18 protein-coding genes and 1 pseudogene are annotated in these 21,847 nt (G+C 70.9%); 11 read left to right on the forward strand and 8 right to left on the reverse strand.

Annotated features, from left to right (window positions below; all coding sequences use genetic code 11):
- Positions 1-91: 91 nt before the first annotated feature.
- Entirely contained in the window at positions 92-1,009 is a 918-nt protein-coding gene (locus K9S39_RS21035) for a radical SAM protein (RefSeq protein ID WP_248864912.1), read from the forward strand.
- Between the two features lie 13 nt (positions 1,010-1,022).
- On the forward strand, positions 1,023-1,370 hold the full coding sequence (locus K9S39_RS21040; protein WP_248864913.1) for a hypothetical protein: 348 nt from the start codon (positions 1,023-1,025) through the stop codon (positions 1,368-1,370).
- A gap of 154 nt (positions 1,371-1,524) precedes the next feature.
- Here K9S39_RS21040 and K9S39_RS21045 read toward each other — a convergent pair.
- Both K9S39_RS21045 and ssd read right to left on the reverse strand, forming a co-directional pair.
- Positions 1,525-2,379 (reverse strand): annotated as a pseudogene (locus K9S39_RS21045) (TadA family conjugal transfer-associated ATPase); the annotation flags it as partial.
- Positions 2,376-3,515, reverse strand: a complete 1,140-nt coding sequence (ssd, locus tag K9S39_RS21050; RefSeq protein WP_406707983.1) for a septum site-determining protein Ssd — start codon at positions 3,513-3,515, stop codon at positions 2,376-2,378. The gene ssd and the pseudogene K9S39_RS21045, both read right to left, overlap by 4 nt.
- 474 nt (positions 3,516-3,989) lie before the next feature.
- Between ssd and K9S39_RS21055 the strand changes: the two genes are divergently transcribed.
- Entirely contained in the window at positions 3,990-4,859 is an 870-nt protein-coding gene (locus K9S39_RS21055) for an HAD family hydrolase (protein ID WP_248864915.1), read from the forward strand.
- Between the two features lie 362 nt (positions 4,860-5,221).
- Here K9S39_RS21055 and K9S39_RS21060 read toward each other — a convergent pair whose 3' ends face one another.
- Positions 5,222-6,079 carry a Fic family protein gene (locus K9S39_RS21060; RefSeq protein WP_248864916.1) on the reverse strand — a complete coding sequence of 286 codons (858 nt, stop codon included), beginning with the start codon at positions 6,077-6,079 and terminating at the stop codon, positions 5,222-5,224.
- Positions 6,080-6,180: 101 nt separating this feature from the next.
- Between K9S39_RS21060 and K9S39_RS21065 the strand changes: the two genes are divergently transcribed.
- The 7 genes from K9S39_RS21065 to K9S39_RS21095 all read left to right on the forward strand — a co-directional run bounded on the left by K9S39_RS21065 (position 6,181) and on the right by K9S39_RS21095 (position 15,526).
- The gene (locus K9S39_RS21065) at positions 6,181-7,161 is read left to right on the forward strand and encodes an ATP-binding protein (protein WP_248864917.1); all 981 of its coding nucleotides are present in this window, start codon (positions 6,181-6,183) and stop codon (positions 7,159-7,161) included.
- 423 nt (positions 7,162-7,584) lie between these two features.
- Positions 7,585-9,918 (forward strand): SulP family inorganic anion transporter, encoded by a 2,334-nt coding sequence (locus K9S39_RS21070; RefSeq protein WP_248864918.1) that lies wholly within the window; start codon positions 7,585-7,587, stop codon positions 9,916-9,918.
- Positions 9,919-10,065: 147 nt separating this feature from the next.
- Complete coding sequence (gene acs / locus K9S39_RS21075; protein ID WP_248864919.1) at positions 10,066-12,060, forward strand: acetate--CoA ligase; 1,995 nt, start codon at positions 10,066-10,068, stop codon at positions 12,058-12,060.
- Positions 12,061-12,321: 261 nt separating this feature from the next.
- Positions 12,322-13,716 carry a Na+/H+ antiporter NhaA gene (gene nhaA, locus K9S39_RS21080; protein WP_248864920.1) on the forward strand — a complete coding sequence of 465 codons (1,395 nt, stop codon included), beginning with the start codon at positions 12,322-12,324 and terminating at the stop codon, positions 13,714-13,716.
- 46 nt (positions 13,717-13,762) lie between these two features.
- A complete protein-coding gene (locus tag K9S39_RS21085) occupies positions 13,763-14,215 on the forward strand; it encodes a phage holin family protein (protein WP_248864921.1) in 453 nt (150 codons plus the stop codon).
- Positions 14,216-14,217: 2 nt separating this feature from the next.
- Positions 14,218-15,156 (forward strand): alpha/beta fold hydrolase, encoded by a 939-nt coding sequence (locus tag K9S39_RS21090; RefSeq protein WP_248864922.1) that lies wholly within the window; start codon positions 14,218-14,220, stop codon positions 15,154-15,156.
- A 172-nt stretch (positions 15,157-15,328) separates the two neighbouring features.
- Complete coding sequence (locus K9S39_RS21095; RefSeq protein WP_248864923.1) at positions 15,329-15,526, forward strand: hypothetical protein; 198 nt, start codon at positions 15,329-15,331, stop codon at positions 15,524-15,526.
- Positions 15,527-15,590: 64 nt separating this feature from the next.
- Here the strand turns inward: K9S39_RS21095 and K9S39_RS21100 are convergent, their stop codons facing one another.
- The 3 genes from K9S39_RS21100 to nth form a co-directional block, all read right to left on the reverse strand.
- Positions 15,591-16,790, reverse strand: a complete 1,200-nt coding sequence (locus K9S39_RS21100) for a MarP family serine protease (protein ID WP_248864924.1) — start codon at positions 16,788-16,790, stop codon at positions 15,591-15,593.
- Between the two features lie 13 nt (positions 16,791-16,803).
- Positions 16,804-17,556: an NUDIX hydrolase gene (locus K9S39_RS21105; RefSeq protein ID WP_248864925.1), complete on the reverse strand. Its 753-nt coding sequence runs from the start codon at positions 17,554-17,556 to the stop codon at positions 16,804-16,806.
- A gap of 82 nt (positions 17,557-17,638) precedes the next feature.
- The gene (gene nth, locus K9S39_RS21110) at positions 17,639-18,715 is read right to left on the reverse strand and encodes an endonuclease III (RefSeq protein ID WP_319949569.1); all 1,077 of its coding nucleotides are present in this window, start codon (positions 18,713-18,715) and stop codon (positions 17,639-17,641) included.
- Between the two features lie 442 nt (positions 18,716-19,157).
- On the opposite strand from nth, the gene K9S39_RS21115 reads away from it, so the two are divergent.
- Positions 19,158-19,832: a Crp/Fnr family transcriptional regulator gene (locus tag K9S39_RS21115; protein WP_006604164.1), complete on the forward strand. Its 675-nt coding sequence runs from the start codon at positions 19,158-19,160 to the stop codon at positions 19,830-19,832.
- Positions 19,833-19,947: 115 nt separating this feature from the next.
- Here the strand turns inward: K9S39_RS21115 and K9S39_RS21120 are convergent, their stop codons facing one another.
- On the reverse strand, positions 19,948-20,778 hold the full coding sequence (locus K9S39_RS21120) for an MBL fold metallo-hydrolase (protein ID WP_248864927.1): 831 nt from the start codon (positions 20,776-20,778) through the stop codon (positions 19,948-19,950).
- The gene (locus K9S39_RS21125) at positions 20,775-21,764 is read right to left on the reverse strand and encodes an NUDIX hydrolase (protein ID WP_248864929.1); all 990 of its coding nucleotides are present in this window, start codon (positions 21,762-21,764) and stop codon (positions 20,775-20,777) included. Before K9S39_RS21125 ends, K9S39_RS21120 begins: the two co-directional genes overlap by 4 nt.
- Positions 21,765-21,847 lie beyond the last annotated feature (83 nt).

Below are 21,847 nucleotides of genomic sequence, written 5' to 3' on the forward strand. Positions count from 1 at the left end.
CAGGAAGGCGCGCACCACGTGTTCCCCCACGCAGTGCGGACCGCTTGAGGGGCGGGCCACTCACACACTCACAGTCTGAAGGAGTCAGACGATGAGCGCTGCCCAAAACCCGTTGAAATTCGCATGGTTAGAGGTCACGGGGCTCTGCAACGAGTCCTGTGATCACTGCTACGCCGACTCGTCCCCCAAGGGAACGCACGGCACGATGACCGCGCAGGACTGGAAGGGCACCATCGACCAGTTGGCGGCCATGGGCGCTGACGACGTCCAGTTCATCGGCGGGGAACCGACGCTATACCCGCACCTGCGGGAGTTGATCACGCACGCCCACGGGGCGGGGCTGGGTATCGAGGTGTTCTCGAACCTGACCCATGTCCGCGAATCCCTGTGGGAGACGTTCAAGGCGTGCGGGGTCAAGCTCGCTACGTCGTACTACTCGGACACGGCCGCCGACCACGACAAGGTGACCCGGCTCCGGGGCTCCCACAAGCGGACCCGCGCGAACGTCGCCAAGGCGCTTGACCTGGGTATCCCGCTGCGGGGCGGAGTCGTCGCCGTGAACCAGGAACAGCGCGTGAAGGAGGCTGCGCAGGACCTTCTGACCCTTGGCGTGGAAACGGTCGGCGGAGACCGTACGCGAGCGTTCGGACGAGCCAGCAAGGGCGCCGCCCCGACGATCGCTGATCTGTGCGGGCACTGCGCCCACGAGAAGTGCGCCATCGGCCCGGCCGGCGACGTGTGGCCGTGCGTGCTGGGACGCTTCCTGACCATCGGCAACGTGCTGGACGCTCCCCTTTCCGAAATCTGGGGCGGGGCGCGCATGGCGGAAGTGCTGGCCGACATCACGGCCGTGCACGGAGGAGGCGTGCAGTCCTGTACTCCCCCGCAATTCCTCCCCATGTGCGGGCCGTGTGGCCCGTGCGTCCCCTCTGTGGGGCACTGTGACCCGAAGGAAGCCAACAGCGCGCCCACGACGGCTACGATCAGCGCACCCGCATTGAGTCGCTGAGCAAGGAGGATCAGTGGATCACGGCGACGACTTCCACGGTTGGTTGAATGGCGACTATGCCAGTCAACCGGTGCAGCGATCAGAAGAAGAGTGGGCCTTGATCGCTGGATACGTGCGGTATGCGGCAAACAAGGTCGGGCCGACACTGCCGTTGTGTCTCCCCGGAGAACCGCAGGAGTGCGGGCGGACGGCACAGCAACACGTGCTCGTCTGGGGGGCGGCCCTCAAAGCGGCAGCCCAAAGCCTGATCGAGGAAGCTGCACCGGCCCCGGCTAACGCAGCGTTCGCGTCAGGGCCGCTGTACCAACGCCACCTAGCGGAACTGCGCGCTTCGAAGTCCACGCCACCCGGCAACGGGTGATCGATCCCCCTGAGCGGCCCCGTCCATGCGTCTTCCCCCCGTGACGCGTGGGCGGGGCTTTCTGTGCTGTGCGCCAACCGGCCCCCTGACCAGGGGTGTTGTGCTAGCTGCGACCCTTCGCTGAGCCGTGCCCTTCCATGTATGGTTAAGCGAGGCACTCACCCTCATGCCCCGTATTGAGGGCCGCCAGCAGCGCCGTGACCTCGGCGCCGCGCACTTCGCCCACGACCAGCCTGTCCGGTCGCATGCGCAGCGCCTGCCGGACGAGGTCTTTGAGCGTCACCCGTCCGACGCCCTCCTGGTTGGCGGGCCGCGCCTCCAGCCGCACCACATGGGGATGGTCCGGGCGCAGCTCGGCCGAGTCCTCGGCCAGCACGATCCGCTCGGCCGGTCCCACCAGCCCCAGCAACGCGCTGAGCAGCGTGGTCTTGCCCGCGCCGGTACCACCGCTGATCAGGAAGGACAGGCGGGCGGCCAGCAGCGCGCCGAGCAGCCGGTCGCCGCCCGGCGGGACCGTCCCGGCCGCGACCAGCTCCGCGAGCCCGAAGGCCCGGGGCCTGAGCACCCGCAGGGACAGACAGGTTCCGGCGACCGCCACCGGAGGCAGCACGGCATGCAGCCGCGTGCCGTCCGGCAGCCGGGCGTCCACATACGGCCGGGCGTCGTCCAGCCGTCGCCCGGCCACCGCCGCCAGCCGCTGGGCCAGCCCGCGCACCTGCGCCGCGTCCCGGAAGCGCACGTCCGTACGCTCCAGCCCGGCGCCCCGGTCGACCCACACCTCGTCCGGCGCGGTGACCAGGACATCCGTCACGTCGGGCGCGGCCAGCAGTGGCTCCAGGGGCCCGCTGCCGACCATCTCGGACCGCAGCGCGGCCACCACGCCCAGCACCTCGGCGTCCCCGAGGAGCCGCCCCTCCTCCCGCAGCGCCACCGCCACCCGCGCCGGAGTCGGTTCCGCCCCGGTCTCGGCCAGCCGCCCGCGCACCACGTCCAGCAGTTCCGGGGTCATGCCCGACCACCGCCCCGCGTCTCCCCGGAAGCCGGCCCGCCGTCCGCCGGCACCCGTTCCCAGAATTCCGCGCAGAACCGGGCCAGCGGTCCGCGCACGTTCGCTCCCGGCGGCGCACCGCGCGAGTGTTCCTCCAACAGGCCGCCCTCCCACGGCAGTTCACCTGCCAAGGGGAGCTCCAGGAGGTTGGCGATGTCGTCCGGCTTCAGGTCGGCCCGCGTCCCCGGGACACCGCGCGCCACCATCCGCAGATCCCGCAGCGCCGCCCGGACCCCGGCCGCCACCCGCCGGGACGCGGCGAACGCCCGCACTTCCATGGGGACGAGGAGCAGCCCCACATCCACCTGCGCCAGCGCTTCCGCCGCCGCTTCGTCGATCTGACGCGGCAGGTCCACGACCACGACTCCGCCGCCGCGGCGCGCCGCCGCCATGACCGCGCGCACGGCCTCCGGCGGGATGGCGGCCTCGGGGCCGCGATCCCAGCTCAGCACCCGTAACGCATGCAGCCGCGGCAGCGACTCCGCCAGGGCTCCGCAGGCCACCCGGCCGCGCGAGGCGGCGAAGTCGGGCCAGCGCAGCCCCTTCTCCCTCTCCCCGCCCAGCAGGACATCGAGCCCGCCGCCCAACGGATCTCCGTCCACGAGCATGGCGGGGCGTCCGCTGCGGGCGGCTGTGACGGCCAGCGCGCAGGCAAGGGTACTCGCCCCGGCGCCGCCGCGGCCGCCGATGACGCCGACCGTGAGCGCCGGCGGCCCGACGCCCTCGGCAGCGTCGGCGATCCGGTCCACCAGCCAGCGCTCGTCACCGGGGAGCGTCACCACCCGCTCCGCCCCGATGGCGACGGCCCGCTTCCAGAGCCCGGGGTCATGCGCGTCCGAGCCGATGAGGATGACGCCCGCTCTGCGTCCGGCGCCGTCCAGCCGGGCCGCGCGGTCCTCGCCGACGAGCACCAGCGGCGCCGCTTCCCAGCCCCCCGCAGGGGCCGGCGGGCCGTATGCGACTTCGGGCAGCGTGCCCGCCGCCGCGCACAGCCGCAGAAGATCGTCGAGGAGCCGTTCGTCCTCGGTGATGATCAGCGGTCCGCCCCGATCCCCGCCGGTCCCGCCCGGCCGTTCGGATGCCATGGATCCGGCCACGCTCCGTCCCCCTATCGCTACACAACACACCCATCCGCGAACTCCGCGGACTTTTACGGTGCGGCGATCGGGAAAATCGCGGGGATCTTGACCCAAATCTGTGGACAACTCCGCGCCTGTGAATATCCCTGTCACCTATTCAAGCGACGAACAGCCACTTCTGAGGCGCGAGAGGGGGCTTCCACAGAGCAGCCCGACAGCTACGCTGCGTAACGAGATGCGAGTCGATGCCGGAGAGGTGATGCGAGGGGAAGGGGAGCGACCGGATCCGGGGCCGACACCGCAAAACCCGTCCGGACATGCGACGACCCCCGCCGGGGGGGAGAGCGGGGGTCGTCCCCACGGCCGACTCGGGGGGGGAGGAGCCGGACCGGGTTAGCACGGTCGCGAACGATCCGTGACTTCCATGGTGTACCCGAGAGCCTTCTCAGGCAAACCCACGCGCCGCACCTTACGCCGAATGGTTGGCGCCCTATGCTCACCCCCGTGGAAAACCACTCCGTGCCTCACTCGGCTCCCCGTACTGCCGCGTTCTTCGACTTGGACAAGACCGTCATTGCAAAGTCGAGCACGCTGACCTTCAGCAAGTCCTTCTACCAAGGTGGCCTGATCAATCGCCGGGCCGTACTGCGCACCGCATACGCCCAGTTCGTGTTCCTCGCGGGCGGCGCGGATCACGATCAGATGGAGCGGATGCGCGAATATCTCTCGTCGCTCTGCCGCGGCTGGGATGTGGCCCAGGTCCGCGAGATCGTCGCCGAGACACTGCACGATCTGATCGACCCGATCATTTATGACGAGGCGGCCTCGCTCATCGAGGAACACCACGCCGCCGGCCGCGATGTCGTGATCGTCTCCACCTCGGGCGCCGAGGTCGTCGAGCCGATCGGCGAACTCCTGGGCGCCGACCGGGTCGTGGCCACCCGGATGGTCGTCGGCGAGGACGGCCGTTTCACCGGCGAGGTCGAGTACTACGCCTACGGACCGACCAAGGCCGAGGCCGTGCGGGAGCTCGCCGCGTCCGAGGGCTATGACCTTGAGCGCTGCTACGCGTACAGCGACTCGGCGACCGATGTGCCGATGCTCGAAGCGGTCGGCAACCCCTGTGCGGTCAACCCGGACCGGGCGCTGCGCCGCGAGGCGCAGAGCCGCGGCTGGCCGGTACGGTCCTTCACCCGCCCGGTGCCGCTCAAGCAGCGGCTGCCGGTGCTGTCGCTGCCGCCGCGCCCGGTGCTCGCCGTCATCGCCGCGGTGAGCGCGGCCGTCGCCACGGCGGGCCTGGTCTGGTACGCGAGCCGACGCAGAACAGGAAGAGAACAGCTCGCCCGTATTACCCGCGTTTGAAGGCAAACGTAAAGATCTGCAGGCTGGGGTTCCGCTTATCCCGCATCGGTAGTACAAAGGATTTACGGCCCGCGAGACCGAGGTCATCCGAGAGGAGCACCTTTAACGCAGTAAGGCCCACGGACCGATGCATGAAAGCCGGGTACCCACGCGACGCCGACCCGTCGATTACGGGCCAGCCGCACCAGGTAACCGGACAAAGATTCCGACCTGATCGGCAAATTCCGTGCACGCATGGTAACCCGGCGGACATGCCAGCGGCGGTACCGCAGGTATGGGTACCGCCGCAGCCCTGTTCAGGGGCGGACGATCCGGAATCACGGCTCCTGGCTGGTGTTCGCGCCCCGCTCCGCGGCCCGTGTTCAGGCCGCGCCGCGCTGCAGCGCCTCACAGACCGCGGTGCTCTCCCGGGAGCCCAGCTGCACCGCGCGTCCACAGTGCGCGATCCATGCCCCGACGCCCTCCGGGGCGCCCGAGACATAGCCCTCCAGGGCCGCGAGATAGGCGGCGCGCCCCTCTTCGGCGTGCCCGACCTCCGCAGGGCAGATCGACTTCGGGTCCAGGCCGCTGCCCACCAGCACGATCCGTTCCGCCGCCCGCGCCACCAGCCCGTTGTACGACGCGAAGGGCCGCAGCGCCAGCAGCTCGCCATGCACCACCGCGGCGCTCACCAGGGCCGGCGCCTGGGTACCGGCCAGCAGCAGCCGCGCCAGCCCGTCCAGCCGTCCGGCGACCTCGTCGGCGTCCGGCAGCGGCAGCTCGACCAGCGGTTCGTGCACCGGCTCGCCGGCCAGCCGCGGCCGGCCGACCGTGTCGTCCGGGGTGACGCCGCCGGCCGCCACCAGGTGGAGCCGGGCCAGCACCCGCAGCGGCGACTGCCGCCAGACGCTCAGCAGCTGGCCGGCCTCCGCGGTCAGCCGCAGCGCCGCACCGACCGTCCGCGGCTCGCCCTCGACTCCGAAGTCGGTGCGCCGCCGGACCTCTTCGAGCACCCAGTCCGCACCGGAGAGCGCAGCGGAAGCGCGCGCTCCGCGCAGCGCGGCCTCCGAGGTGACCTCGTTGCTGCGGCGTCGCATGATCCGGTGCCCGTAGACCCGGTCCACGGCCTTGCGCACGGAGTCCACGGAGTCGGCGACCCCCGGGAGCGACGCCAGGGCCGCGAGCGGGTCGGCGCTCGCCTTCGGGGGAACGGGGGACGTTCCCCCGGGAATTGCAGCCATGGGTATGACCCTACGCACCACCGGACCAGACCCCTCGAAGGAGTGGTCTTCTTCACGCAAACCTCTCACTGAAAGCGATATGACGATTACCCTTGGTGAACATGAAGATCGCTTTCGTGGGTAAGGGTGGCAGCGGCAAGACCACCCTCTCCTCCCTGTTCATCCGGCATCTCGCCGCGGCCCGTGTCCCTGTGATCGCGGTGGACGCCGATATCAATCAGCATCTGGGCGCCGCCCTCGGCCTGGACGAGACGGAGGCCGCCGCACTGCCCGCGATGGGCGCCCATCTCCCGCTGATCAAGAACTACTTGCGCGGCAGCAACCCGCGGATCCCGTCCGCCGAGACGATGATCAAGACGACGCCGCCGGGCGAGGGCTCGCGGCTGCTGCGGGCCTCGGGGGACAACCCCGTCTTCGACGTCTGCGCACGGACCGTGCCGCTGGACGACACCTCCGTACGGCTGATGGCGACCGGCCCGTTCACCGAATCCGATCTGGGCGTGGCCTGTTACCACTCCAAGGTCGGCGCGGTCGAACTGTGCCTGAACCACCTCGTGGACGGCCGCGACGAGTACGTCGTCGTCGATATGACGGCAGGCTCGGACTCCTTCGCCTCCGGGATGTTCACCCGCTTCGACATGACGTTCCTGGTGGCCGAGCCGACCCGTAAAGGCGTCGCCGTCTACCGCCAGTACAAGGAATACGCACGGGACTTCGGCGTTCCCCTGAGGGTGGTGGGCAACAAGGTGCAAGGCCCCGACGACCTGGCGTTCCTGCACGCGGAGGTGGGCGGCGACCTGCTGGTGACCGTCGGGCACTCGGACTGGGTGCGCGCCATGGAAAAGGGCCGTCCGGCCCCCTTCTCCCGCCTGGAGGACGCCAACCGCCGCGCCCTCGCGACGCTGCACACCGCGGCCGACGAGGCGTACGAGCGCCGTGACTGGGAGCGCTACACCCGCCAGATGGTGCACTTCCACCTGAAGAACGCGGAGAGCTGGGGCAACGCCAAGACGGGCACGGACCTGGCGGCGCAGGTCGACCCCGCCTTCGTCCTCTTCGAGGGAACACCACAGCCCGCCTGACCCGATGGCCCGCCCCTTTCGGCGCCCTGCCCCCAACAGGGCGCCGTGGCGTTTCCGGACCCATGGGAGAACACCTCCGGCCGCCCGCCCGGAGGTGGCCCGGCCGCACCTCGTTCCCCGTGGCGCAAGGCCCGTCCGAGTGATGAACAGGGCCAATTTTCGGCAACCGCTATTTCCCCCGAGCAGGGAAGGGCAAGTTCGGCCGATTACCACCGGATTCACCCAACAGAGGGAATGACTGGCTCGTATGCCCGAAAAGACTTCTCTTTCTCTTTACGCGTCATTACGATTCATTTACCGATGCTTGAGAGTAGCCGGAGCGTCACTCTTAGTGACAATCGCCGGGCGTCTCGCGTCCCGCCGCAGCACACCGCCGCCCACGATCGCGCCCCGCGCGACCGCGCCGCCCCGGAGGAGACGGGAATGTCGCAGACAGAGAAACCGCAGCAGCCTTCGGGGGTCCCCCCCGAGCCGTCCCGTCCGGAACCGGCGCCCGAGCACCGCACCGAGCGGCCCCGCGGCGCGGTCCGGCGGGACCTCTCCGCCTCGATCGTGATCTTCCTGCTCGCCGTCCCGCTGTCGCTCGGGCTCGCCCTCGCCACCGGTGCCCCGCTCCAGGCCGGGTTGGTCGCCGCGGCGGTCGGCGGCATCGTCGCCGGTCTGCTCGGCGGTGCCCCGCTCCAGGTGAGCGGGGCGGCGACCGGCCTCCTGGTGGTCACCGCCGATCTCGTCCAGCGCTACGGCTGGCGCGCCACCTGCGCCATCACGGTACTGGCCGGTATGGCCCAACTCGCCCTGGGAGCACTGCGTGTGGCCCGCGCCGCGCTGGCCATCAGCCCGGCGATCGTGCACGGCATGCTCGCCGGCATCGGGGTCACCATCGCCATCGGGCAGCTCCATGTGGTGCTCGGCGGCAGCCCGGACAGCTCGGCGCTGGACAACGCCGCGGCGCTGCCCGGCCAGTTGGAGGATCCGCACGCCATCGCGATGCTGATCGGCGCCATCACCATCGCCGTGCTGGTGGGCTGGGGACGGCTGCCGGGCCGCGTCGGGCGGTGGGCGCGGGTCTTCCCCGCTCCGCTGGTCGCCGTCCTCGCCGCGACGGCCGTCAGCGCGGGAATGACCGTGCCACGGGTGGAGCTGCCGTCCTGGCACGTGCCCGCGCCTCCCACGCTGCCGGACGCCTCCTGGGCGGCCATCGCCGCCGCGGTACTGACCGTCACCCTGGTCGCCAGCATGGAGTCGCTGCTGGCGGCGGTGGCCGTGGACCGGCTGGCGTCCGAGCAGCCGGACGCCCCCAAGGGCCGCGCCCACCTCAACCGTGAACTGGCCGGCCAGGGCATGGCCAATGCCGTCTCGGGAATGCTCGGCGGCCTGCCGATCTCCGGGGGCGCGATCCGCGGCTCGGCCAACGTGAAGGCCGGCGCGGTCAGCCGCTGGGCCACCGTGCTGCACGGGGTGTGGGTGCTGCTCTGCGCGGGCCTGCTGGCCGCCGCGCTGGAGCTGATCCCGCTGGCCGCGCTGGCCGCCCTGGTCATGTTCATCGGCGTACGGATGGTGAGCTTCGCCCACATCCGGCATGTGCAGCGGCATCGCGAATTCCCGGTGTACGCCGCCACGTTGGGCGGGGTCGTCGTCTTCGGCGTCCTGCACGGCGTGGCGACCGGCGGCGCGGTCGCGGTGTTCCTGGCGCTGCGCCGCCTGACGCACACCCGGGTCACGGTGACGGAGGAGCCCGACGGCCACCGGGTGCGGGTCAGCGGCCAGTTGACGTTTCTGGCGGTGCCGCGGCTGACCCGGGCGCTCGCACGGGTGCCCGCGGGCGCGAACGTCGTCGTCGAGCTGTGCGGTTCGTTCATGGACCACGCCGCCTACGAGGCGCTGCAGACCTGGTCCGCCGCTCATCAGGCGCGGGGCGGCTGGGTGACGCTCGGCGGCCGCTCGGGCCGGCCGATCGCCGAGCCGGCCAGCGCGCATGCCTGCCGCCCGTGGACGCCCTGGCGCAACCATCACTGCACCCGGTCCGCCCTGGCCCGCGAGTCGGCCTCGGAGACCAGCGGCAGTCAACTGCTGGGCGGCGTCAGCGCGTTCCAGCGTCATACGGCCCCCTTGGTGCGCGAGGAGCTGGCCCGGCTGGCGCGCGAGGGTCAGCGGCCCACCCAGCTGTTTCTGACCTGCGCCGACTCCCGGCTGGTCACGAGCATGATCACATCCAGCGGGCCGGGTGATCTGTTCACCGTCCGCAATGTCGGCAATCTGTTGCCGCCACCGGGCTCGGACGCCTCCTGCGACTCCGTGGGAGCGGCGATCGAGTACGCGGTCGAGGTACTGAAGGTCGGCTCGATCACGGTATGCGGGCATTCGGGCTGCGGTGCCATGGCGGCGCTGCTCAGCTCCGCGACGGCCGCGTCACAGCACGCCCGGGAAACCGACGAGTCCACCCCCCTCACCCGCTGGCTACGGCACGGTCGGCCGAGCCTGGCCCGTATGCAGCGGATCGGACGGCTGGGACGGGGCGAAGTCGCCCTCGCCGAAAGGCCGGTGGCGGACGATCACGAGCGGCTGGCGCTGGTCAACGTCATACAGCAGCTCGACCACCTCCGGGCGCACACCTGCGTGGCCCGCCGGGTCGCCGAGGGCTCGCTGACGCTGCACGGCATGTACTTCCATGTCGCCGAGGCCCAGACGTACGTCCTGGACGAGGCCACCCGCCGGTTCTCCGCGGTCCGTCCGGAACCGGCTCCGCTCACCACCTGACCTGCGAACCGCCGGGCCGCGGAGCCCACGCGGCGCACAATCCGACAGGTCTACACCAATATTTATCCACAGCCCTTGTCAGGGCCTGGTACGGGCTGATGAGCTATGTCCCGGGACACATCGGACGCCCTGGGAATGGGAGATGTCGTGAGCAACGAAAGTCTGGCCAATCTTCTCAAGGAAGAGCGGCGGTTCCCCCCGCCCGCCGAGCTGGCCACGCACGCCAACGTCACGGCAGCCGCGTACGAACAGGCCGCGGCGGACCGGCTGGGCTTCTGGGCCGAGCAGGCGAAACGCCTGTCCTGGGAGACCGCGCCCACCCAGACACTCGACTGGTCCGACGCGCCCTTCGCGAAGTGGTTCGCCGACGGCAGGCTCAATGTCGCCTACAACTGCGTGGACCGCCATGTGGAGGCCGGCCTGGGCGACCGCATCGCCCTCTACTTCGAGGGCGAGCCGGGCGACACCCGCGCCCTCACCTACGCCGACCTGCAGCGCGAGGTCTGCAAGGCCGCCAACGCACTGACCGAGCTGGGTGTGCGGGCCGGCGACCGGGTCGCCATCTATATGCCGATGATCCCGGAGACGGTCATCGCCATGCTGGCCTGCGCGCGCCTGGGCGCCCCGCACTCCGTCGTCTTCGGCGGCTTCTCCGCGGACGCGCTGGCGACCCGTATCGAGGACGCCGACGCCCAGGTCGTCATCACCGCGGACGGCGGCTACCGGCGCGGCAAGCCCGGCGCCCTCAAGCCGGCCGTCGACGAAGCCGTCGCGCGGGTGGACCGGGTGCGTCATGTCCTCGTCGTCCGCCGCACCGGCCAGCCCCTCGAAGAGGCTGGGGGGACATGGCACGACAGCCGTGACGTGTGGTGGCACGACCTGGTCGACCGCCAGTCGGACCAGCACACCCCCGAGGCGTTCGACGCCGAGCACCCGCTCTTCATCCTCTACACCTCCGGCACGACCGGTAAGCCGAAGGGCATCCTGCACACCACCGGCGGCTACCTCACCCAGGCGGCATACACCCATCACGCCGTCTTCGACCTCAAGCCGGAGACCGACGTGTACTGGTGCACCGCGGACGTCGGCTGGGTGACGGGCCACTCGTACATCACCTACGGCCCGCTCGCCAACGGCGCGACCGAGGTGCTCTACGAGGGCACGCCCGACACCCCGCACCAGGGCCGGTGGTGGGAGATCGTGCAGAAGTACGGCGTCACGCTCCTCTACACCGCGCCGACCGCGATCCGCGCCTGCATGAAGTGGGGCGATGACATCCCGGCGAAGTTCGATCTGTCGTCCCTCCGGGTCCTCGGGTCGGTCGGCGAGCCGATCAACCCGGAGGCGTGGATGTGGTACCGCAATCACATCGGCGCCGGCACCGCGCCCATCGTCGACACCTGGTGGCAGACGGAGACCGGCGCGATGATGCTCAGCCCGCTGCCGGGCGTCACGGAGACCAAGCCGGGCTCCGCCCAGCTGCCGCTGCCCGGTATCGCCGCGACGGTGGTGGACGACGATGCCCGCGAGGTGCCCGACGGCGCCGGCGGCTATCTCGTCCTGACCGAGCCCTGGCCGTCGATGCTGCGCACCATCTGGGGCGACGACCAGCGCTACATCGACACCTACTGGTCCCGCTTCGAGGGCAAGTACTTCGCCGGCGACGGCGCCAAGAAGGACGACGACGGCGACATCTGGCTGCTCGGCCGGGTGGACGACGTGATGCTGGTGTCCGGCCACAACATCTCCACCACCGAGGTGGAGTCGTCGCTGGTCTCGCACCCGAAGGTCGCCGAAGCCGCGGTCGTCGGGGCCACCGACCCACAGACCACGCAGGCCATCTGCGCCTTTGTCATCCTGCGCGGCGGCGCGGACGCTGAGACATCAGACGTTGACGCGTCGGACGCGGGGCTCGTCGAGGAGCTGCGTGCGCATGTCGCCAAGCAGCTCGGTCCGATCGCCAAGCCCAAGCGGATCATGCCGGTCGCGGAGCTGCCCAAGACCCGCTCGGGCAAGATCATGCGGCGGCTGCTGCGCGATGTGGCCGAGAACCGCGACCTCGGTGATGTCACCACGCTCACCGATGCGTCCGTCATGGAGCTGATCCAGGCGAAGCTGCCGACCGCCGCCGGCGAGGACTGAGCGGCCCCGGTCGACGCGAGGGGGTACCGGCCGCTGCGGCCGGTACCCCCTCCGGCGTTCCCCGATGCCCCGACGGAGGCCCCCCAGCGGCCGCGTAACCGAGATACCCGTAAAGTCATGACCACCGACCAACCGTTCGCACTGGCCGGGTACAGTAAATGACCGCGTCAACGACGCGCTGAGAATTCATGGTGCGCCGGGAAGTCTGGTCGGCAACTGCAACAGCAGTACACAGCTGCCCAAAGACCGGAGGCCCTTGGCGTGAGCGTGCCCACAAACCGTCGTTCCATATTCCTCGGGCGGATGCCCCTGCCCGAGCGGAACTTCGTCGCAGACGCGCTGCGGGCCGAGACCGTGGGCGGCGTCCTCCTGCTCGTCGCCGCCATCGTGGCCCTGATCTGGGCAAACACCCTCAGCGGCAGCTACGAGGCAATCCGCGACTTCCATATCGGTCCGGCCTTCCTGGGCCTCGACCTCTCCCTCCAGCACTGGGCCGCCAACGGCCTGCTCGCCGTCTTCTTCTTCGTGGCCGGCATCGAGCTCAAGCGCGAGCTGGTCGTCGGTGAGCTGCGCGACCCCAAGGCCGCCACCCTCCCCGTGATCGCCGCGATCTGCGGAATGGTCATGCCCGCGCTTGTCTACGTCGTCGTCAACGTCTTCGGCGGCGGCTCGTTGGACGGCTGGGCGGTCCCCACCGCCACCGACATCGCCTTCGCACTCGCCGTCCTCGCCGTGATCGGCACCTCCCTGCCGTCCGCGCTGCGCGCCTTCCTGCTCACCCTGGCGGTCGTCGACGACCTCTTCGCGATCCTGATCATCGCGGTCTTCTTCACCTCGAAGATCAATTTCCTGCCGCTCGGCCTCGCCGTCGTCGGCCTCGCGGTCTTCTATCTGCTGCTCCGCATGGGCGTCCGCGGCTGGTACGTCTATGTGCCGCTCGCCGTGATCACCTGGGCCCTGATGGAGAACAGCGGGGTGCACGCCACCATCGCGGGCGTCGCCATGGGCCTGATGCTGCGCTGCACCCGCCGCGACGGCGAGCGGCACTCCCTCGGCGAGCACATCGAGCACCTGGTCCGCCCGCTCTCGGCCGGTCTCGCGGTGCCGCTGTTCGCCCTCTTCTCGGCGGGCGTCACCATCTCCGGCAGCGCGGTCCACGAGGTCTTCACCCGGCCCGAGACGCTCGGCGTCGTCCTCGGCCTGGTGGCCGGCAAGGCACTGGGCATCTTCGGCGGTACGTGGGTCACCGCCCGCTTCACCAAGGCCCAGCTCAACCCGGATCTCAAGTGGCCGGATCTGTTCGCCGTCGGAGCCCTCTCCGGCATCGGCTTCACCGTATCGCTGCTCATCGGCGAACTGGCCTTCGCCGGGGACCTGACACTCACGGATGAGATCAAGGCATCGGTGCTGATCGGCTCGCTGCTCGCCGCCGTCTTCTCCGGTGCCCTTCTCAAGGCCCGCAACAACAAGTACAAGCAGCTGTGCGAGGAGGAGGAGCGCGACGACGATCAGGACGGCATCCCCGATATTTACGAACGCGACAAGCCCGAGTACCACTTGCGGATGGCACTGATCCTCGAAGCGAGGGCCGCGGAACACCGGCGGCTGGCCGAAGTCGCAGCCGGGCCACACACCGGCGACGATGGTCCGGCATGATCTGAACAGATATCGCATCCGGGTGGAAACGAAGAGGGAGACGGCGATGAGCGCAGGCGAAGGCGGCACGGACCGCAGCCTCGGGCAGCTGGTGGCTTCGGCCACCGCCGAGATGTCCGCACTTGTGCACGACGAGATCGCGCTGGCCAAGGCGGAACTGCGGCAGGACGCCAAGCGGGCGGGAATCAGCGGCGCCGCCTTCATCGTGGCCGGGGCGCTGGCGCTGTTCGCCCTGCCGGTGCTGAGCTTCGCGGCGGCGTACGGCATCCACAACCTCGGCCTCGGGCTCGCCTGGTCCTTTCTGATCGTGGGCGGCGCCTTCCTGGTGCTCGCCGCCGCGCTGGTCGCCGTCGCGGTGGCCAAGGTCAAGAAGATCAAGAAGCCGGAGAAGTCCATCAGCTCGGCCAAGGAGACCGCGGCCGTCCTCCAAAAGGCCAAGCCACACCCGCGGGTGGCGCCGGCGGACCACCCGGTCCTGGAGTCTGTGACACGCTCGTAGGCATGACAGCCCCTGACAGCGCCACCTCGGTCGTACGGCTCGACGTCCCGGGCGGGAAAGAGCTGACGCACCGGGACGTCGCGGCGAACGGCGCCCGCTTCCACATCGCCGAGATGGGCGACGGCCCCCTGGTGCTGCTGCTGCACGGCTTCCCGCAGTTCTGGTGGACCTGGCGGTACCAGCTGCCCGCGCTCGCCGACGCGGGCTTCCGCGCGGTCGCGATGGACCTGCGCGGCGTCGGCGGCAGCGACCGCACACCGCGCGGCTACGACCCGGCGAACCTCGCCCTCGACATCACCGGCGTCATCCGCTCCCTGGGCGAGCCGGACGCCGCACTCGTCGGGCACGACCTGGGCGGCTATCTCGCCTGGACGGCGGCGGCGATGCGGCCCAAGCTGGTGCGCCGGCTGGCGGTGGCCTCGATGCCGCACCCCCGGCGCTGGCGCTCGGCGATGCTCGCCGACGTCAAACAGAGCAGGCGGAGTGCGCACATCTGGAGCTTCCAACGGCCCTGGCTTCCGGAGCGCCGGCTGGTGGCGGACGACGCGGCGCTGGTCGGCCGGATGATCCGTGACTGGTCCGGGCCCCGGCCGCCCGAGGACGACGCGGTGACGGCCTATCAGCGGGCGATGAGCATCCCCTCGACGGCGCACTGCTCGGTCGAGCCGTACCGGTGGATGGTGCGCTCGATGGCCCGACCGGACGGCATCCAGTTCAACCGCCGGATGAAGCTGCCGGTACGTGTCCCGACGCTGCATCTGCACGGTTCGCTCGACCCGGTGATGCGTACCCGCAGCGCCGCCGGCTCCGGCGAGTACGTCGAGGCCCCGTACCGCTGGCGGCTGTTCGACGGGCTGGGGCACTTCCCGCACGAGGAGGACCCGGTGGCGTTCTCGACCGAGTTGATCGGCTGGCTGAAGGATCCCGAACCGGACCGCTGACGGCGGGCGCACCCGGGACCGGGCGGTCCGGGGCATAGTCACCGCCCCCTCGCACACGGGCCGACCACCCGTTCGGACTTTCGTCTGATGAACGGCCACTTGCCCGGCGCATAGGCCAATTGGCGGCTCCCCAGGCGGTTACGGACCTTGGGGCAGGGGCAGAGTCGTGGGTATGGGCTGGACGCACGACTACCGTGACGTGGCACGCAACCGCCGCAGCAGTGCCGCTGCAGTGGGCACTCGGGAGACGGGCACCCCGGACGTCGGGTCCGGAGACTCCCCCGATCCCGCGCACCCGATGGGCATTCCGCGCATCCTGCGCCGCAGAGCGCGCTGGGTGAGCGCGCGCCTGCGCCATCCCCGCGGCTGAGCCCCGCGCGCCGCCGGCATGTGGCGTGGGAACCCACCCCGCAGGCCCCCGCGCCCCGCACCGCTCAGATCGCGCAGCCCTGGCTGTCGACCTGCCGCTGGGCCGTACGCCCCTTGGCGATGTCCCCCCGGACCTCGTCGACGGTCAGCGCGTAACCGGTGCGCGAGTCGTCCAGCGACTTCGCGAAGACGACGCCGTAGACCTCACCCTGAGGAGTGAGCAGCGGGCCGCCGGAATTGCCCTGCCGGACCGTGGCGTAGAGGGAGTAGACATCGCGGCCGACCGTGCCGCGGTGGTAGATGTCCGGGCCGTTGGCCTGGATGCGGCCGCGGATACGGGCGGCGCGGACGTCATAGCCGCCGTTCTCCGGGAAGCCGGCCACGATGGCGCTCTTGCCGGTGTTCGCGTCCTTGTCGGCGAAGCGCAACGTCGGGGCGTTCAGCGACGGCACGTCCAGGACGGCGATATCGCGCTGCCAGTCGTAGAGCACGACCTTGGCGTCGTACGTCCGCCCCTCGCCGCCCACCTGCACGGTCGGTTCGTCGACGCCGCCGACGACATGCGCGTTGGTCATCACGCGATGCCGCCCGAAGACGAAGCCGGTGCCTTCGAGAACCTTCCCGCAACTCGGTGCGGTGCCGACGACCTTGACGATGCTGCGCTTGGCCCGCACCGCCACCGGGCTGTCGGCCAGCGCGGGATCGGGCGCGGGCACGGAGGTGATCGGCTCGTTGGCGAACGGGGAGAAGACCTGCGGGAAGCCGTTCTGCGCGAGCACGGAGGAGAAGTCGGCGAACCAGGTGTTGGCCTCGGGGGGCAGCACGCGGGACACCCCCAGCAGCACCTTGGAGTTCCGTACCTCCTTGCCGAGCGTCGGCAGGGACGTACCGGCCAGGGCGGAGCCGATCAGCCAGGCGACCAGCAGCATCGCCAGGACGTTGACCACCGCGCCGCCGGTCGCGTCCAGCGCCCGCGCCGGTGACCAGGTGATGTGGCGGCGCAGTTTGTTGCCCAGATGGGTGGTGAGCGCCTGGCCCACGGATGCGCACACGATCACGATGGCGACCGCGGCGATGGCCGCGAAGGTACCGGGCGACGCGCCGTCGGTGATCTCGTTCCAGATCAGCGGCAGCAGATAGACCGCGATCAGGCCGCCCCCGAGGAAGCCGATCACGGACAGGATGCCGACGACGAAACCTTGCCGATAGCCGACGATCGCGAACCACACGGCCGCGACCAGCAGCAGAATGTCCAGGACGTTCACGCCCGACACCGTCTCACGAGCGCCAGTCCAGCGGGACGTGCTTGTCACGGTCCCACGGAATCTCCCAGCCCGCGTAATGCAGGATCCGGTCGATGACTCCGGCCGTAAAACCCCAGACCAGGGCGTTCTCGACAAGGAAAGCCGGGCCGATGTGGCCGCTGGGATGGCGTGTGGTCACGCGATGGCCGGGGTTCGTGAGATCCGCCACGGGAACCGTGAACACCCGGGCGGTCTCCGCCTGGTCGACCGCGCCGACCGGGCTCGGCTCGCGCCACCAGCCCAGGACGGGTGTCACGACGAAGCCGCTGACGGGGATGTAGAGCCGCGGCAGCACGCCGAAGACCTGGACACCGCGCGGATCGAGGCCGGTCTCCTCCTGGGCCTCGCGCAGCGCCGCCCGCACCGGGCCGCGCCCGTCGGGATCGCCGTCCTCCGGGTCGAGGGCGCCTCCGGGGAAGGAGGGCTGGCCGGCATGCGAGCGCAGGGTGCCGGCGCGCTCCATCAGGAGCAGCTCGGGGCCGCGCGGGCCGTGGCCGAACAGGATCAGCACCGCGGACTGCCGGCCGCCGCTCTCGGGCGGCAGGAAGCGGCTGAGCTGGCGGGGCTCGATCGTGTCCGCAGCCCGGGCCACCGGGGTGAGCCATTCCGGCAGACCGTCGGCTGTGACGGTGACCTCCCGCCCGCCGGCAGCGCCGCAGGGGCCCCCGGCCCCCGCCCGGCCGGGGGCGTCCGTCGTCTCCCCGTACTGCTCCCGTGCTCTCGTCATACGCGTCCCTAGGGTCTCGGCTTCGATGGTCGGGGCCGCGCGGCCGGTCCCGGGCCGACCCCCGCGGTCCCCGCGACTGCCGTCATGGTGCCGCCATCGGGGGCGCGGGCTGCCCCGGATAGCCGGCCGGCGGCTTGAGCCGCTGCCCCGGCTGGCCGCCCAGCTCGTACTTGAGCAGCTTCTTCGCCTTCTCCGGGTCCGTCTCACCCTCGCCGTACGCGGGGCACAGCGGGGCGATGGCGCAGGCACCGCAGGCGGGCTTACGGGAGTGGCAGACGCGGCGGCCGTGGAAGATCAGGCGGTGCGAGAGCATCGTCCACTCGCTCTTCGGGAAGAGCGCGGCGACCTCGGCCTCGATCTTGTCCGCGTCCTCCTGGGTGGTCCAGCCGAAACGGCGCGCCAGGCGGCCGAAGTGTGTGTCCACCGTGATGCCCGGTACGCCGAAGGCGTTGCCCAGCACCACATTGGCGGTCTTGCGGCCGACCCCGGGCAGCGTGACCAGATCCTCCATACGGCCCGGCACCTCACCGCCGAAGCGGTCGCGCAGCGCGGCCGACAGCCCGAGCAGCGATCTCGTCTTGGCGCGGAAGAAGCCGGTCGGCCGGATCAGCTCCTCCAGCCGCTCCGGATCCATCGCGGCCATGTCCTCGGGAGTCGGGCAGACCGCGAAGAGCCGGGGAGTGGTCTGGTTGACCCTCAGGTCGGTGGTCTGCGCGGACAGCACCGTCGCGACCAGGAGCTCGAAGGGGTTGGTGAAGTCCAGCTCCGGGTGGGCGTACGGATACAGCTCGGCGAGCTCGCGGTTGATCCGCCGGGCCCGCCGCACCATGGCGGCCCGCGATTCGGGCTTACGGGCGGCGGGGGCCTTTTTCTTGGCGGCGGTCTTCTGGGAGGTGGCCTTCTTGGCGGCGGGGGCCTCCTTGGCGGTCGCGGCGGTCTTCTTCGTCGCTGCCGCGTTCTTCGTCGCGGCGCCCTTGGCCGTCACGGCCTTCTTGGCGACGGCTTTCTTCGCGGCTGCCTTTTTCGCGACGGTCTTCTTCCCGCCGGTCTCCGCCGTCGCGGCCTTTTTCGTGACGGCTTTCTTCGTGACGGCTTTCGTGACTGCCTTCTTCGTGACGGCCTTCTTGGCCGCCGCCGGCTTCTCGTGGGTCTGCTTCACGGCGGTCTTCTTCCCTGCCGATCTCTTGCTTGCCGACGTCTTCCTTGCTGAGGTGTTCGCCATCGGGTCCCGCACCGCCGGACTCGACGCGCCGGGATCCCGCCTCGCGGGCCTCCGGCCGGACACCACACTGGAGGGCGATTTGTCACTTTTATCCGCATCCGAGACGCCGGAGGGCAGCTGTTCGCCCACAGCGGAATGACATCCTGCGCTCACTCGCCCAGCCCCCAGTCCTGTGCTCCCACCGGCGTATTGGACACTCGGCCAGACTAAGGCCAGCCACTGACATCCGGCCCGATCACCGTGATTCGTGACCCCAATCGGCCCCCTGCCGTACGGCTCGGAGCACGGGTCCGGCAAACTTGTGATTGATCGCACTGTTTTGCATTCCGGCATGATGGGGACCACAGTCCCCCGGAGCATGTCGACAAGGAGAGATCTCGTGGACGACGTTCTGCGGCGCGCACCGCTCTTCGCGGCGCTCGATGACGAGCAGGCGGCCGAGCTGCGCGCCTCGATGGGAGAGGTCACGCTCGCCCGCGGCGACGCCCTGTTCCACGAAGGGGACCCCGGCGACCGCCTCTACGTGGTCACCGAGGGCAAGGTGAAGCTGCACCGCACTTCCCCGGACGGCCGGGAGAACATGCTCGCCGTCCTCGGTCCCGGAGAGCTGATCGGTGAGCTCTCGCTCTTCGACCCGGGCCCGCGCACGGCTACCGCATCCGCCCTCACCGAGGTCAAGCTCCTCGGCCTGGGCCACGGTGACCTCCAGCCCTGGCTGAACGCCCGCCCCGAAGTGGCCACCGCCCTGCTGCGCGCGGTCGCCCGCCGCCTGCGCAAGACCAATGACCAGATGTCCGACCTGGTCTTCTCGGACGTTCCGGGCCGTGTGGCCCGCGCCCTGCTGGACCTGTCGCGCCGCTTCGGCGTGCAGTCCGAGGAGGGCATCCACGTCGTGCACGACCTGACACAGGAGGAGCTGGCCCAGCTCGTCGGCGCCTCCCGCGAGACGGTCAACAAGGCACTCGCCGACTTCGCGGGCCGCGGCTGGCTGCGCCTGGAGGCGCGCGCCGTGATCCTCCTGGACGTCGAACGCCTGGCCAAGCGCTCGCGCTGACACCAGCCGCGCGACCGCACCGCGCACACGCACAACGAAGGGCCCCGCTCCGGCGGGGCCCTTCGCGCGTGTTCATCGCGTGCCACCCGCCCTCAGACCAGCCCGTACTCCCCGGTCAGATCAACCCATGCTCCCCGAGGTAGTCCAGCTGCGCCCGGACCGACAGCTCCGCCGCCGGCCACAAGGAGCGGTCGACGTCGGCGTAAACGCTGGCCACGACCTCGGCGGGGGTGCGATGACCGGCCTCGACGGCGGTCTCCACCTGGGCGAGACGGTGGGCACGGTGCGCCAGGTAGAACTCCACCGCGCCCTGGGCGTCGTTGAGCACCGGCCCGTGGCCCGGGAGGACGGTCGAGACGCCATCGTCGACCGTCAGGGAGCGCAGCCGGCGCAGCGAGTCGAGGTAGTCGCCCAGCCGGCCGTCCGGGTGCGCCACCACCGTGGTGCCGCGCCCCAGGATCGTGTCGCCCGTGAGGACCGCGCGGTCGGCCGGGAGATGGAAGCAGAGGGAGTCGGAGGTGTGGCCCGGTGTGGGCACCACGCGCAGCTCCAGTCCCCCGGTGGTGATGACATCGCCCGCTTCCAGCCCTTCACCGCCGAGACGCAGCGCCGGGTCCAGGGCTCGTACGGGCGTACGGGTCAGCTCGGTGAAGCGGGCGGCGCCCTCGGCGTGGTCCGGATGACCATGGGTCAGCAGGGTGAGCGCGACCCGTTTGCCGGCCCGTTCCGCGGTGTCGACGACAGCCCTGAGGTGGGCGTCGTCGAGCGGCCCCGGGTCGATGACGACGGCGAGGTCGGAGTCCGGCTCGGCGACGATCCAGGTGTTGGTGCCGTCCAGGGTCATGGGCGACGGGTTAGGGGCCAGTACGCAGTGGGCGCGCGCGGTGGCCGGTCCCGAGATCACCCCGCCACGGGGCTGGCCGGGAAGGGCGGCTGCTTCGGTCATGCGGGGGCTCCTCCGGAGGGGCTGGGGGTGCCTGAGGGACCGTCGGGGGCGCCGTCCCCTGGGCCGCCGTCGTCCGGAGCGATGTCCTTGGTGAATTCCTCGTGGCCGGGCCAGCTCAGCACGATCCTGTCGTTCACGATCTTCGCGCGGGCCAGCACCGGCGTCAGGTCCTGGGCCGGTGCCGCGGCCAGCGCTTCGGCCACGGTGTCGTACGGCTGGAGCGCGCGCAGCATCGCGATGGTCGGCGGCATCATCAGCAGCTCACCACGGTCATACCCGTCGGCGGCGTCCGCCGGCCTGATCCACAGCGCCCGGTCCGCCTCCGTCGAGGCGATGCGGGTCTCCCCCGGACCGGAGCCGGCCTGCGGCCCTTGGGGGAGTGTGCGCTGCCCCTCGGGCAACGCGGCGACGAAGAACCACGTGTCGTAGCGCCGCGGCTCGAACTCCGGCGTGATCCAGCGCGCCCACGCACCGAGCAGATCGGAGCGCAGCACCAGGCCGCGCCGTCCCAGGAACTCGGCGAAGGACAGCTCATGGCCGATCAGCGCGGCGCGGTCCGCCTCCCAGTCCGCGCCCGTGGTGTCCGCCACGACGGTCCCGGCCGACGCGCCCGCGAGCAGCACGCCGGACTCCTCGTACGTCTCCCGCACCGCCGCGCAGACGATGGCCTGGGCGGCGGCCGGGTCGACGCCCATCCGCAGGGCCCACTCGGTGCGCGAGGGCCCGGCCCAGGCCACCGGGGCCTCGTCACGCGGGTCGACGGAACCGCCCGGATAGGCGTACGCGCCCCCGGCGAAGGCCATGGAGGCGCGTCGGCGCAGCATGTGAACCGCGATGCCACCGGACGCGCCAGGGGGCGCGTCCCGCAGCAGCAGGACGGTCGCGGCCCGCCGGGGCGTGGCCGGAGTCAGCTCACCGCTCGCGAGCGCCCGGATGCGGTCCGGCCATTCCGGCGGATACCACTGGCCATTGGTCGTGGACGACATGACCGGATGCTATGCGTTCGCGGGCGGATGTTCGAGGGTATCGCCCGGCGCGAACGACGCTCAGCGTCGGCGCCGGGCACGTC

It is taken from the genome of Streptomyces halobius, from assembly GCF_023277745.1.
In the GTDB taxonomy this organism is placed as follows: domain Bacteria; phylum Actinomycetota; class Actinomycetes; order Streptomycetales; family Streptomycetaceae; genus Streptomyces; species Streptomyces halobius.

Coding starts and splice junctions, on each gene's coding strand:
- K9S39_RS21035 (WP_248864912.1), top strand. CDS start 92: ATGAGCGCTGCCCAAAACCCGTTGAAATTCGCATGGTTAGAGGTCACG.
- K9S39_RS21055 (WP_248864915.1), top strand. CDS start 3,990: ATGCTCACCCCCGTGGAAAACCACTCCGTGCCTCACTCGGCTCCCCGT.
- K9S39_RS21060 (WP_248864916.1), bottom strand. CDS start 6,079: ATGGCTGCAATTCCCGGGGGAACGTCCCCCGTTCCCCCGAAGGCGAGC.
- K9S39_RS21065 (WP_248864917.1), top strand. CDS start 6,181: ATGAAGATCGCTTTCGTGGGTAAGGGTGGCAGCGGCAAGACCACCCTC.
- K9S39_RS21070 (WP_248864918.1), top strand. CDS start 7,585: ATGTCGCAGACAGAGAAACCGCAGCAGCCTTCGGGGGTCCCCCCCGAG.
- K9S39_RS21085 (WP_248864921.1), top strand. CDS start 13,763: ATGAGCGCAGGCGAAGGCGGCACGGACCGCAGCCTCGGGCAGCTGGTG.
- K9S39_RS21090 (WP_248864922.1), top strand. CDS start 14,218: ATGACAGCCCCTGACAGCGCCACCTCGGTCGTACGGCTCGACGTCCCG.
- K9S39_RS21095 (WP_248864923.1), top strand. CDS start 15,329: ATGGGCTGGACGCACGACTACCGTGACGTGGCACGCAACCGCCGCAGC.
- K9S39_RS21105 (WP_248864925.1), bottom strand. CDS start 17,556: ATGACGAGAGCACGGGAGCAGTACGGGGAGACGACGGACGCCCCCGGC.
- K9S39_RS21120 (WP_248864927.1), bottom strand. CDS start 20,778: ATGACCGAAGCAGCCGCCCTTCCCGGCCAGCCCCGTGGCGGGGTGATC.
- K9S39_RS21125 (WP_248864929.1), bottom strand. CDS start 21,764: ATGTCGTCCACGACCAATGGCCAGTGGTATCCGCCGGAATGGCCGGAC.